Below are 11491 nucleotides of genomic sequence, written 5' to 3' on the forward strand. Positions count from 1 at the left end.
CCCACCCCCCGCGCCCCCTGGGGCCGGCCCCGGGACGCCCCGCCTCCTCGCCGGGGCCCGCCGGTACGGGCTCCCGGCGGGGTGGCGGGGGCGGGTTGCCGGCCCCACCACCGAAAGGGGTGAACCGTCGTAACTTTCCAGCCCCGGTAGCGTTCTGTCGCGCTATAGAAGCAACCGGTCACACAGGGTCAGGCTGCGGCCAGCTCCTTGCGGGCCGCGCGGCGTACCGCCGCGAGCGCCGGATCGAGGGCGGGGACGGCCGCCAGCAACTGCCGGGTGTACGGATCGGCAGGGTCGTCGTACACCCGCTCCACCGGCCCCTCCTCGACGATCCGGCCCCGCCGCATGACGGCGACCCGGTCGCTGACCTGCCGGACCACGGCGAGATCGTGGGCGATGAACACCAGGGCGAGTCCCAGTTCCTGCTGGAGTTCGGCCAGCAGGGCGGTCACCTGGGCCTGGGTCGTCACGTCGAGGGCGGAGACCGCCTCGTCGCAGACGATGAGCTCCGGCTCGGCGGCCAGGGCCCGTGCGATCCCGACCCGTTGGCGCTGTCCGCCGCTGAACTCGTGCGGATAGCGGTCGTACTGCTCAGGGTCGAGCCCGACGCGCTCCAGCAGGTCGCGTACGCGTGCCCTGATCGCGCTCTCGTCGCGCTCCCCGCGCGCCCGCAGCGGGTCGGCGACGGACTCGCCGACGGAGCGTCGCGGATTGAGCGAGGAGACCGGGTCCTGGAAGACCATCTGCACCCGGGCCGCCCGGGCGATCCGGCCGGAGGTGGGCTCCAGCAGACCGACGAGCATCCGCCCGAGTGTGGTCTTGCCGCTGCCGCTCTCCCCGACGATGCCGAGCGTCTCGCCGCGGCGGACCGTGAGCGAGACCCCGTCGACGGCGGCCAGGGCGGACTTGCCCCGGCCGAACACCTGGCGTACGTCCGCGGCCTCGATCAGCACCTCGGCCTCTCCCGCGGTCCTCGTCGGCACCGCCGCCCGCGCCGCGGGAACGGCCCCCGAGCCCGCCGCCCCCGGCGTGGGAACGGTCCCCGATCCCGCCCGCGCCGCCGGAGCGATCCTCGGCACCGCCGCCAGCAGCGCCTTCGTGTACGGCTCGCGCGGCGCGCCGAGTACCTCGGCCACGGGTCCGCGTTCCACGGCGAGGCCCGACCGCATGACGAGCACGTCGTCCACCGATTCGGCCGCCACGCCCACGTCATGGGTGACCAGGAGCAGTCCCATGCCCGTCTCGCGGCGCAGCTCGTGCAGCAGGTCCAGGATCTGGGCCTGCACGGTGACGTCGAGCGCGGTCGTCGGCTCGTCGGCGATCAGCAGTTCCGGTTCGCAGGCGAGCGCCATCGCGATCAGCGCCCGCTGGCGCATCCCGCCCGAGAACTCGTGCGGCCGGGACCGGGAGCGGCGTACCGCGTCGGGGATCCCGACCCGGTCCAGCACCTCCACGGCCCGGGCCCGCGCGGCCCGTCGGGAGACGCGGTGGTGGACCCGGTACACCTGGGCGATCTGGTCGCCGACCGCGTCATAGGGGTCCAGCGAGGACAGCGGGTCCTGGAAGACCATCGCGGCCTTCGCCCCGCGCAGCGCCCGCAGTTCGGCGTCACCGGCGGCCTGGACGTCCACGCCGGCGACGCGTATCGAGCCGCCGACCTCCGCGCCGGTTCCCCGGTGCAGTCCGAGCAGGGCGTACGCGGAGGCGCTCTTGCCCGAGCCGGACTCGCCGACGACGCCGAGCGCGCCGCCCGCCTCCAGCGAGAAGGACAGTCCGCGCACCGCGTGCACGTCGCCGAACGAGATCGAGAGACCGGTGACCTCGACGAGACTCATGACAGCACCACCCGTCGGTCGGCCATCGCCTGGAGGATGTCCGCGACGGCATTGGCGAGGACGACGAAGAACCCGGTGACGAGCACCAGTCCGACGACGACCGGGAGATCCACCTGTTTGACGGCCTCGACGAGTTCACGGCCGACGCCGGGGATGCCGAAGAGGGATTCGGTCAGTACCGCGCCGCCGAACATCGAGCCGACGTCGAGTGCGCCCAGCGCGATCACCGGGGCCAGCGCGCCGCGCAGGGCGTGCCGTCCGACGATCGTCCGCTCGCCGACCCCGTACGCCCGGAACGTGCGCACATGGTCCTCGGCGAGCGTCTCCAGCATCGAGGCCCGGGTCATCCGGGCGTACGGGGCGGCGGAGATGAGCGCGAGCGAGATCCAGGGCAGCAGCAGGTTCCAGGCCCACTGCTCCGGGTTCTCGGTGAAGGCGACGTAGTCGGGGAACGGCAGGATCCGGAGCGCCGTGACGCAGATGATGATCAGCAGCAGCCCGATCACGAACACGGGCGTCGCCATGCCCGCCAGGGTGATCCCGGTGAGGACGCGTTCCGTGACGCGGCCGCGCCGCCATACCGAGAGCACCCCGGTGCCGACCCCGAGCACCATCCACAGCACGAAGGCGCCGACGGCGAGCGAGGCGGTGGCGGGCAGCTTGGCGACGATCAGCTGGGTGACCTGCTGACCGCTCTGGTACGAGAGTCCCAGGCACGGTGCCTGGCAGTGGACGACGCCGGTTCCGGTGGAGTAGTCGTGGCCTGCGACCAGGGCCTGGAGGAAGTGCGCGTACTGCACGTACACGGGGTCGCCGAGGTGGAGTTGTTCGCTGACCTGGGCGACCTGCGCGGGCGAGCAGCGCGGGCCGCAGGCGATCTGCGCGACGTCGCCGGGGGCGACGTAGAAGGCGGCGTAGACGACGACGCTGAGGGCGAGGAGGACGAAGAGCGCCCCGCCGAGGCGGCGCAGCAGGAACGGGATCATGCTCCGGCCTCCTTCTCGCGCCCGGTGCCGATCCGCAGCCGGGAGGCCGCGCGGGGGTCGAGCGCGGTGCGCACGCCCTCGCCGAGGACGGTGAGCGCCAGCACGGTGACGAAGAGCAGCAGGGCCGGGATGAGCAGATAGGTGGGTGCGGCCTGGTACCAGGTGTCGGCGTCGCTGAGCATCTGCCCCCAGGACGGTGTGGGCGGTTTGATGCCGACGCCGAGGAAGGACAGGGCCGCCTCGACGACGATGTTGCCGGGGAAGAGCAGGACGGCGTACGTGATGACGGGCGCGGCGAGCGACGGCAGCAGTTCGCGGCGGGCGATCTGCCAGGAGCCCCAGCCGCTGAGCCGGGCGGCCGCGACGTGGTCGCGCGACTTCAGGGACAGCGTCTGGGCGCGCACGATCTTCGAGATGCCGGACCAGCCGACCAGGCCGACGATCACGGCGATGAGTACCGGGCGGGGGAAGCCGGCCGGGACGACGGCGAGCGCGCCGAGCGCGGTCACCATGACCGGCAGAGCGACCACGACGTCGGTGACCCGGCTGAGCGCCTGGTCGACGAACCTGTTGCCGAGACCGGCCGAGAGGCCGACGACGACACCGATGGCCACCTGCAGCAGGGTCGCGCCGAGCGCGACACCGAGCGAGACCCGGGCACCGTACGCGACGCGGGCGAACAGGTCGCGGCCGGTGAGCGGTTCGACGCCGAGCCAGTGCTCGGCGCTGATGCCGCCGAAGGAACCGAGCGGGACCCCGCCGGTCGCGGAGTCGACGAGATCGGGGTGGTACGCGGTGGGGTTCTGGCCCTCGATGCCCGTGAGCAGCGGCGCGGCGAGCGCGAGGAGGACCAGCAGGGCGACGACGGCCGCCGCCACAAGGGCGGCGCGGCGGGCGCGCAGCCGCCGCCAGAACGGATGGGCCCCGGAGGCGGGGGCCCGGACGGCCCCCGCCTCCTTGACCAGCAGTGCTTCGGCCATGGTTACTTGACCGCGACCTGCGAGATGTCGAGCACGCCGGTCCAGTCGCTGATGACGACGTTCTTGACGGACTCGCCGTACAGGCGCTTGTACACGGGGTGGAACAGCGGCACGGTCAGCGCCTGCTCACCGACCTTCTTGTCGAGCGCGCCCCAGCGCTTCGCGGCCGCGCCGAGGTCGGTCAGCTTGTTGATCTCGTCGATCTCCTTGTTGACCGCGGGGTCGTTCAGCTGGGCCGAATTGAAGTTGTACCCGGCCTTGACGATCTGGCGTCCGTCGAAGATCGGGGCGAAGAACGGACCGCCGGAGGGCCAGTCGGCGCCCCAGCCGCCGAGGAAGAATCCGGGCTCGGTCTTCACGTTGTAGACGGTGTCCGAGTAGGCGTTGTCCTCCAGGCCCCGGAGTTTGACCGTGATGCCGGCCTGCTTCAGCGCCTCCTGGAGTGCGGTGGCGATCTCCGGGCTGGTGGCGAAGTTCTTGTCGTTGTTGTGTGTGAGGGTGACGGTCAGCCCGTCGGGGTAGCCGGCCTCCTTCAGCAGCTCCTTGGCCCTGGCCGCGTTGCCGTTCTTTCCTGCCGGGAAGGCGTCGTACGGCGTGTACCCGAAGGAGTCCTGGTCGGGCAGGAAGGTGGTGGCGGGCTCGGCGAGCGAGGAGCCGCCGGCGGCGTTGACCACGGAGGTGCGGTCGACCGCGTACGAGATGGCCTGGCGCACCTTCGGGTTGTCGAAGGGCTTCACCTTCGGGTTGAAGGCGATGTAGTTGGTGTAGCCGAAGTGGCCGGTGCCGACGCGGGCGGCGAGCTTCTTGTCGCCGGTGACCTTGGCGAGTTCCGCCGGGCCGAGGTTGGTGTCGGTGGTGACGGCCGCGGCGTCGGCGCCCTGGGAGGCGGACAGCCGCTGGTTGATGACGGCGGAGTCGAGCCCGGAGCGGACGTCGATCCGGTCGGGGTAGGCCTTGCGCTCCTCGTCGGTGGCGGCCGACCAGTGGGTGTTGCGCTCCAGGACCAGCCGCTCGCCGTCGCCCTCGTTCTTCACGACCTTGTACGGACCCGAGGAGAGCGGGTGCTCCTCGTACTTCGTACCGGTGTCCTTGGCCTTCGGCACGGGAGTGGTCTGCGTCTGGGTGGCCAGGTAGGGGAACTCGCCCTCGGGCTTGTTGAGGTGGAAGACGATGGTCTTCGCGTCGGGCGTCTCGATCGAGGCGAGGCCCTTCTTGTCCTTGTACGGGCCCTGGTAGCCGGCCCCGCCGATCAGCCAGTCGCGCAGGTAGGGCGCGCCGCCGGAGAGTTCGGCCGCGAAGGAGCGCTCGATGCCGTACTTGATGTCGGCGCTCGTGATCGCGGTGCCGTCCTCGTACTTCAGGTTGTCCTTGAGCGTGTACGTCCAGACGGTGGCGTTCTTGCTGGGCGTGCCGAGGTCGGTCGCCAGGTCGGGGACGACCTTCGAGCCGGCCGCGCCGTCCTCCCGGTTGCGGGTGGTGAGCGTACGGAAGACGAGGGAGGGGACGTTGCCGCCGCCGGAGGTGTAGAGCCGGGCGGGGTCGAAGTCCTCCTGCGGGCTGCTGTTCAGGACGGTGAGCGTGCCGCCCTTCTGGGGGGTGCCCGCCGCGCCGGAGGTGCCGGCGCTGTCCTTGCTGCTGCCCTCGGGGCCGCAGGCCGCGGCGCCCGCGGCCACGGCGAGGACTGCGGCGGCCGCTGCTGCGCGGCGCGATATGACGGACGGATGACGCATCGGAAGATGACCTCTCGGAGTACTGCCTGGATGAGGGAAACAGAAGTGATTCCGTGCAGGCGGCGACGCGAGAGGTGTGCACACGACCGGTCGGGACGGACAAAGGTGACCGGAACACTGGAACTGCCGCGCCTGCGGACGGATTACGCCCGGGCGCGGCAGTCGGGGAAGGGCGGTCCTGGCCCATCAGGGCTCGGACGGGGGGCCGACGTGCGCGCGGGCAGGCGTCAGCAACAGTCGATGTCGGCGACGCTGTGCCCGGTCACGCCGATGAGCGCCAGCTCGATGGCTGCGCGATCGGTGGTGACGGGGGTGCGTGACATGCCGAGAAATATGGGCGACGGCCTGCCCGATGTCAACGCGATATGAGACGACCGTCTCACCATCCGGACGATCGGCCCCGGAAGCCGCCGCCCGGGCCCGGCCCGGCGAGGCGCCCGGCCGGACGCCGCAGCCCTCCTTGCCGGGCTCAACCCTTGGGGTACACCCAGGCGTTGGGGAGGCACTTGATGCCGTTGAGGTCGAGCGACTTGGTCTGCTGCTGCATCACCGGAGCAAGCGCGCCCTTCGTGCCGCAGCTCACATGGTTGTGCCCCAGCCGGTGGCCGACCTCGTGGTTGATCAGCATCTGGCGGTAGGCGAAGAGCTTGTCCGGTCCGAAGGTGGACGATCCCTGGGCCCAGCGGTAGGCGTTGATCATCACCCGCTCGGTGGCGGCGGAATCACAGGAGACGTTGTCCTCCATCGTGTCCAGCCCCGACTTCTCGCACCATTCGCCCGTGGTCCCCGGACTCGCCAGCGTGATCACGAAATCCGGCTTTCCAGTGGAAATCCGTTCGAAGGTCATATCGCCGTCGTGGGCCCAACTCCGGTCATCATTCAGAGTTTTCTGGACCGCCTGGGCGAAGAGCGCGGAGTCGAGTCCGAGCCCGTACTCGACATCGATCCGATAGCGGTACTTGCGCCCCGTGCCCGGCGCCTTCGCCGTCCCGGCGACCGTCTGGAATTTCCCCGACGCGGTCAGCTTCGCGGCCAGCGGATAGGCCTTGGCCATTTTCTGCTCGTACGAAAGGGGCTTGGCCGCCATCTCGGGGCGAGGCGTCGTCCGGACGTCCGAACGCGAGGCGTCGCTCTCGCCCTCCCGGTCCACGCCCGCGGGCTGCGCGGCGGCGGACCGGCTGCCGCTGTCGTGGGCGACCTGGCCCGCCACGACCACCGCGAGCACCGTCGTCACGGCGGCCGCGGCGATCCCGGTAAAGGTGCGGCCCTTGCCGCCCCTGGCGCTCTTCGCGTCTCCGGGAGCCGCCGCGCGGTCGTCCACGTCCGGCGGGCGCTCGTCCCACTCGGTGACGGAGCGGTACGGGTCGGCCGGGCCGGAAGGAGTGCCGGCAGCCGGGCGACGGGGTGCGGGCGGGGCGTGCGGTTCGTCGAAGGCCTCGACGAACTCGCGCCGCGGTCCCGGTATCAGCGCCCCCACAGCGGTCTCCGGCGCACTCCGCGACGCCTGAGGCCCCCGCGAGCTCTGCGAGGCCTGCGGGTTCTGCGAGGCCTGCGGCCCTCCGGGCGCCTGGGACCGTGGCCCCTGCGGGTTCTGCGAGGCCTGCGGGTTCTGCGGCCGTCCGGGCGTCTGGGTCCGGGCCTGCGCCTGTGTCCGGCTGCCGGTGCGGCCCGGACCCTCGCCGTGCGGCGGGGCCGGGCGGTCGCCGTACCGTCCGAGGGAGCCGGTACCCCAGCCGCCGCCGGGTTCACGCTGTTCGGGATGGCCGCCGCGCACCTGGGGGGTGCCCTGGAACGGGGTGCCGCCGTCGGTGCCGGGAGCCGCTTCGCCCGGCCTTCTGCGCCGGCCGCTGCCGGCTGCGGGCCGGGCGTTCTCGCGCCCCGCTTCCGCGTTCGCCTCGGAGGGCCCGGTCTCGGGCGCGCTGGGCGCAGGGCCCCTTCGGCTGTGTCGTCCCACGCCCCGGATCAGCTCCCGCCGCATTCGTCGAGCAGTTCCCGGAACGCCTGGGCGACCGCCTCCGGGTACTCCATCATCGCCACGTGCCCGGCGTCGGGCAGTGTCAGCAGTCGCGCATCGCGGAAGGCCGCGGACGCCCTGCGTGCCATCCGGTACGAGACGAGCCGGTCCCGTCCGCCGTACACGAGCTGGACGGGTGCGAGCACCCGCTCGGCCTGACGCCACAGCCCGTGCTGCCCGCCCAGTGTGTAGGCGTCGACGATGCCACGTGCCGAGCGCGCCATCGCGTCCCAGAAGTACGGCAACGCCAGCCGCCGCTCCATTTCGGCCACCGCGTGACGGAAGGCGTCGGCGGAGACACGTGCCGGATCGCCGTAACAGAGTGCCATGACTCCGCGGGTGCGTTGTTCCGCAGTCCAGTCCCGGGTCATCCGGGCGAACAGGGACACGATCCCCGGAACGGCGAGCAGTGCCGTCGGGGCGGCCGACAGCTGCACCCGGATCTCGGGGAGCGCGGGCGAGATCAGGGTGAGGGTGCGCACGAGGTCCGGGCGGACCGCCGCGACCCGGGTCGCCACCGCGCCGCCCAGCGAGTTGCCGAACAGATGGACCGGGCCGCGGCCCCCGGCGTCGAGGAAGCGGATCACCGCACGCGCGTGGCCGGTGACCGAGTAGTTGCCGTCGTCCGGCGGCGGGGAGTCCCCGAAACCCGGCAGGTCGACCGCCTCGCTGTCCAGGACGTCCTGGAGCAGCGGCATCAGCGCCGACCAGTTCTGCGAGGAGCCGCCGAGTCCGTGCACGAAGAGCGCGGGCGGCAGTCCGGTCCGCTCCGGTGGCCGCGAACGGACGGCCAGCGTCAGCCCGGGCAGCGTGACGGAGCGAAGCCTCTCCCCCTCAGCGACCCTGACGGCGCTCACCGTGGGGGCCACCGCTGCGGCGGCGGCGCGGACTCCCGGCAGCTCGGTCGAAGACATGCGGCAATGTTACGAGACGATCACACCATGGTTCATGTGTTCGGCGTCACAGACCGCATGGCGGCTTCGGGGGGTACCTCCTAGGCTCGGAGCAAGGAAGGGAGTCACCATGACGGTCGACCCCGATGACCCGCAGACCTTCGAGGGCGTCCAGCCGGACGGCCCCGGCCCGGAGGTACCCGACGCCGACGCCGCCGAGCAGCAGGCGGATCTGCGCCCACAGGACGACGAACCGATGGCTGACGTCGACCGGGACGGTGCGAACGAGGCGGATGCGGCGGAACAGGCCCGTGTCGTCTCACAGGATGAGGACGATTACCGCTGATACGCCCTGCTATGAGCCAGGGCGTACGGAAACTGTGGCTACCGCAGCCGTCCGGTCCGTGAAATTCTGCGTCCGCGCCGCGCATACCCGGGTTACCCAAAAGTACGATGTCGGTATGGCGCAGCGTGCACCGAACTGCTGGGTCCGATCACAATTTTGGGAGGCGGCGTGACAGCCATCGAGCAGACCGAGGCGGCGCGCCCGCGGGGCACTCGCTTGCCCCGCCGCGCCCGACGCAACCAGCTCCTGGGTGCTGCGCAGGAGGTCTTCGTCGCGCAGGGCTACCACTCCGCCGCGATGGACGACATCGCGGAGCGGGCCGGGGTCAGCAAGCCGGTGCTCTACCAGCACTTCCCGGGCAAGCTGGAGCTCTACCTGGCCCTGCTCGACCAGCACTGCGAGGCGCTGCTCGTGGCGGTGCGCACGGCGCTGGCGTCGACGACCGACAACAAGCTGCGCGTGGCCGCGACGATGGACGCCTACTTCGCGTACGTCGAGGACGAGGGTGGCGCGTTCCGGCTGGTCTTCGAGTCGGACCTGACCAACGAGCCCGCCGTACGTGAGCGGGTCGACCGGGTCTCGCTGCAGTGCGCCGAGGCGATCTCGGACGTGATCGCGGGTGACACGGGGCTGTCCAAGGACGAGTCCATGCTGCTCGCGGTCGGGCTGGGCGGAGTGTCCCAGGTGGTCGCCCGTTACTGGCTCTCCAGCCGCTCCGCCATCCCGCGCGACACGGCGGTGCAGCTCCTCACCTCGCTGGCCTGGCGGGGTATCGCGGGCTTCCCGCTGCACGGCCTCGATCAGCACTGAGCGGGGCGGCCGGCTCCGGTGTTCGCTGCGGGCGTTTCCCGCGGCGCCCTGCCCGGTCCCTTCAGCGGGCTAATGTGTGCTGCGTACGGCGCGGTTCACCGCGCAGGGACTGACCGTCGGAGGGACATAGCCGTGGAGGTCAAGATCGGGGTGCAGCACACGCCCCGGGAGATCGTTCTGGAGAGCGGGCTTTCCGCCGAAGAGGTCGAGAGCGCGGTTTCCGAGGCTCTCGCCGGCAAGGCGCAGCTGCTCAGCCTCACGGACGAGAAGGGCCGCAAGGTCCTGGTGCCGGCCGACCGGATCGCCTACGTGGAGATCGGCGAGCCCAGCACACGACGGGTGGGGTTCGGCGCGCTGTAGCAGCACGCCCGGACGCACAGACCGCGGAAGCGGCCCGGTGGGAATTTCCTCCCCGCCGGGCCGCTTTTCGTTGCGCCCCGGGGCGGGGCGGCTGCCCGCAGGGAGTCTTCCCGGCCGCCGACCGCGCGCGCGGGCATCGAAGGGGCGGGGCACAGGAACCCGCCGAAGGGGCGGAGGCGCGGGGACCCGTCGAAGGGGGCGGAGGCGCGGGGACCCGTCGAAGGGGGCGAAGGCGCGGGCACTCCAGCCCACTCATGTGAGGAGGCTGGGCCCCGCTGGTGCGCGCCCGGGGCGGCCCGACGCCGTGCGCGCCGGCTCCGTTCCTGTGCGTCGGCTGAGCGAAGCCTGTCCCCGGGAGGGTTGCCTCGCGGCGGCCGGGGGTAGTACCGCCTACGACTGATTTGCCCGCCCTCCCACCTGCGAGGTGATCGTCTGTGATCTTGGAAACCCTGGGCTCCGTCGTGCTGGGACTCGCCCTCGCCTGGGCGGCCCTGCGCACCCTGTCACCCCGGCTCCCGTCCCGTCGCGCCGTGCTCGGCACCGGTGCGCTGGGAGCGCTGTTCGGTGCCGGTCTCACCCACTCGGTACTGGGGCCGGGCCACGCGGCGGCCACGCTGGTGGGCTCGGTGCTGATCTCCGCGGTGACGCTGTCCCTGCTGCTGAGGCCGCGCAGCCGCCGGCTGAGCCGGTCGGCGGCGGCCTGACGAAGCGCTCCTAGGCGGCCAGCCCCAGGGCGGCCATCCGCTTGGTGTGCGCCTCGGTGATCCGGGAGAACATCCGGCCGACCTCGGCCAGGTCGAATCCGTCGGCCACCCCGCCGACCAGCATGGTCGACAGCGCGTCACGGTCGGCCACCACCCGCTGCGCCTGCGAGAGCGCCTCACCCATCAGACGGCGCGCCCACAGGGCGAGCCGGCCGCCGAGCCGCGGGTCCGCCTCGATCGCGGCGCGCACCTTCTCGACCGCGAAGTTGCCGTGCCCCGTGTCGTCGAGCACGGCGAGGACGAGGGAACGGGTGTCCGAGTCGAGGCGGGCCGCGACCTCGCGGTAGAAGTCACTGGCGATCGAGTCGCCGACATAGGCCTTGACCAGGCCCTCCAGCCAGTCCGACGGCGCGGTCTGGCGGTGGAAGTCGTCGAGGGCCTTGGCGAACGGCTCCATGGCGCCGGTCGGCTCCACCTCGATCGCGGTCAGCCGGTCCGTGAGCCGCTCGAAGTGGTGGAACTCCGCGGACGCCATCTTGGCCAGCTCCGCCTTGTCGGCCAGCGTCGGCGCGAGTTTCGCGTCCTCGGCGAGCCGCTCGAAGGCCGCCAGCTCCCCGTAGGCGAGCGCTCCCAGCAGGTCGACGACAGCGGCCCGGTACTGCGGCTCGGCGGACGCGGTGGCCCAGTCCTGGTCGGCGATTCTGGTGGATGCGGGGGCTTCAGTGGCGTTGTCAGGCGTCTCCATGAACCGCAGAATAGCCCGCCCGCCGGGGGGCGGAAGGGTCCGGCCGCCGACTGACGTCACACCGTTCCGATGAATTCGCCCAACACAG

Annotated in this window: 12 protein-coding genes; 4 read left to right on the plus strand and 8 right to left on the minus strand. The window is 71.9% G+C overall.

Annotation, left to right across the window (positions count from 1 at the left end):
* Window positions 1-188: 188 nt before the first annotated feature.
* From ACIQMX_RS01505 to ACIQMX_RS01535, 7 genes are all read right to left on the minus strand, one after another.
* Window positions 189-1835, minus strand: coding sequence for an ABC transporter ATP-binding protein (locus ACIQMX_RS01505; RefSeq protein WP_363066531.1), 1647 nt, complete (start codon window positions 1833-1835; stop codon window positions 189-191).
* Complete coding sequence (locus ACIQMX_RS01510) at window positions 1832-2821, minus strand: ABC transporter permease (protein WP_402474328.1); 990 nt, start codon at window positions 2819-2821, stop codon at window positions 1832-1834. The genes ACIQMX_RS01505 and ACIQMX_RS01510 overlap by 4 nt, the downstream gene beginning before the upstream one ends.
* A complete protein-coding gene (locus ACIQMX_RS01515) occupies window positions 2818-3801 on the minus strand; it encodes an ABC transporter permease (protein WP_402474329.1) in 984 nt (327 codons plus the stop codon). Before ACIQMX_RS01515 ends, ACIQMX_RS01510 begins: the two co-directional genes overlap by 4 nt.
* 2 nt (window positions 3802-3803) lie before the next feature.
* Window positions 3804-5531, minus strand: coding sequence for an ABC transporter substrate-binding protein (locus ACIQMX_RS01520; RefSeq protein ID WP_402474331.1), 1728 nt, complete (start codon window positions 5529-5531; stop codon window positions 3804-3806).
* Between the two features lie 227 nt (window positions 5532-5758).
* Complete coding sequence (locus tag ACIQMX_RS01525; protein WP_315986320.1) at window positions 5759-5854, minus strand: Ms4533A family Cys-rich leader peptide; 96 nt, start codon at window positions 5852-5854, stop codon at window positions 5759-5761.
* Between the two features lie 146 nt (window positions 5855-6000).
* Window positions 6001-7509 (minus strand): DUF3152 domain-containing protein, encoded by a 1509-nt coding sequence (locus tag ACIQMX_RS01530; protein WP_402474333.1) that lies wholly within the window; start codon window positions 7507-7509, stop codon window positions 6001-6003.
* Window positions 7494-8459 (minus strand): alpha/beta fold hydrolase, encoded by a 966-nt coding sequence (locus ACIQMX_RS01535; RefSeq protein ID WP_402474335.1) that lies wholly within the window; start codon window positions 8457-8459, stop codon window positions 7494-7496. The genes ACIQMX_RS01530 and ACIQMX_RS01535 overlap by 16 nt, the downstream gene beginning before the upstream one ends.
* Window positions 8460-8568: 109 nt before the next feature.
* Here ACIQMX_RS01535 and ACIQMX_RS01540 point away from each other — a divergent pair, with 109 nt between their 5' ends.
* The 4 genes from ACIQMX_RS01540 (at window position 8569) to ACIQMX_RS01555 (ending at window position 10658) form a co-directional block, all read left to right on the plus strand.
* Entirely contained in the window at window positions 8569-8784 is a 216-nt protein-coding gene (locus ACIQMX_RS01540; protein ID WP_363066543.1) for a hypothetical protein, read from the plus strand.
* Between the two features lie 168 nt (window positions 8785-8952).
* Entirely contained in the window at window positions 8953-9594 is a 642-nt protein-coding gene (locus ACIQMX_RS01545; protein ID WP_363066545.1) for a TetR/AcrR family transcriptional regulator, read from the plus strand.
* Between the two features lie 132 nt (window positions 9595-9726).
* Window positions 9727-9954, plus strand: a complete 228-nt coding sequence (locus tag ACIQMX_RS01550) for a DUF3107 domain-containing protein (protein ID WP_024490505.1) — start codon at window positions 9727-9729, stop codon at window positions 9952-9954.
* 434 nt (window positions 9955-10388) lie between these two features.
* A complete protein-coding gene (locus ACIQMX_RS01555) occupies window positions 10389-10658 on the plus strand; it encodes a hypothetical protein (protein ID WP_363066547.1) in 270 nt (89 codons plus the stop codon).
* A gap of 10 nt (window positions 10659-10668) precedes the next feature.
* Here the strand turns inward: ACIQMX_RS01555 and ACIQMX_RS01560 are convergent, their stop codons facing one another.
* Window positions 10669-11403 carry a ferritin-like fold-containing protein gene (locus ACIQMX_RS01560; protein WP_219572781.1) on the minus strand — a complete coding sequence of 245 codons (735 nt, stop codon included), beginning with the start codon at window positions 11401-11403 and terminating at the stop codon, window positions 10669-10671.
* Window positions 11404-11491 lie beyond the last annotated feature (88 nt).

Source organism: Streptomyces sp. NPDC091416, assembly GCF_044756845.1.
GTDB lineage: Bacteria > Actinomycetota > Actinomycetes > Streptomycetales > Streptomycetaceae > Streptomyces.

Coding starts and splice junctions, on each gene's coding strand:
- ACIQMX_RS01505 (WP_363066531.1), bottom strand. CDS start 1,835: ATGAGTCTCGTCGAGGTCACCGGTCTCTCGATCTCGTTCGGCGACGTG.
- ACIQMX_RS01510 (WP_402474328.1), bottom strand. CDS start 2,821: ATGATCCCGTTCCTGCTGCGCCGCCTCGGCGGGGCGCTCTTCGTCCTC.
- ACIQMX_RS01515 (WP_402474329.1), bottom strand. CDS start 3,801: ATGGCCGAAGCACTGCTGGTCAAGGAGGCGGGGGCCGTCCGGGCCCCC.
- ACIQMX_RS01520 (WP_402474331.1), bottom strand. CDS start 5,531: ATGCGTCATCCGTCCGTCATATCGCGCCGCGCAGCAGCGGCCGCCGCA.
- ACIQMX_RS01525 (WP_315986320.1), bottom strand. CDS start 5,854: ATGTCACGCACCCCCGTCACCACCGATCGCGCAGCCATCGAGCTGGCG.
- ACIQMX_RS01530 (WP_402474333.1), bottom strand. CDS start 7,509: ATGCGGCGGGAGCTGATCCGGGGCGTGGGACGACACAGCCGAAGGGGC.
- ACIQMX_RS01535 (WP_402474335.1), bottom strand. CDS start 8,459: ATGTCTTCGACCGAGCTGCCGGGAGTCCGCGCCGCCGCCGCAGCGGTG.
- ACIQMX_RS01540 (WP_363066543.1), top strand. CDS start 8,569: ATGACGGTCGACCCCGATGACCCGCAGACCTTCGAGGGCGTCCAGCCG.
- ACIQMX_RS01560 (WP_219572781.1), bottom strand. CDS start 11,403: ATGGAGACGCCTGACAACGCCACTGAAGCCCCCGCATCCACCAGAATC.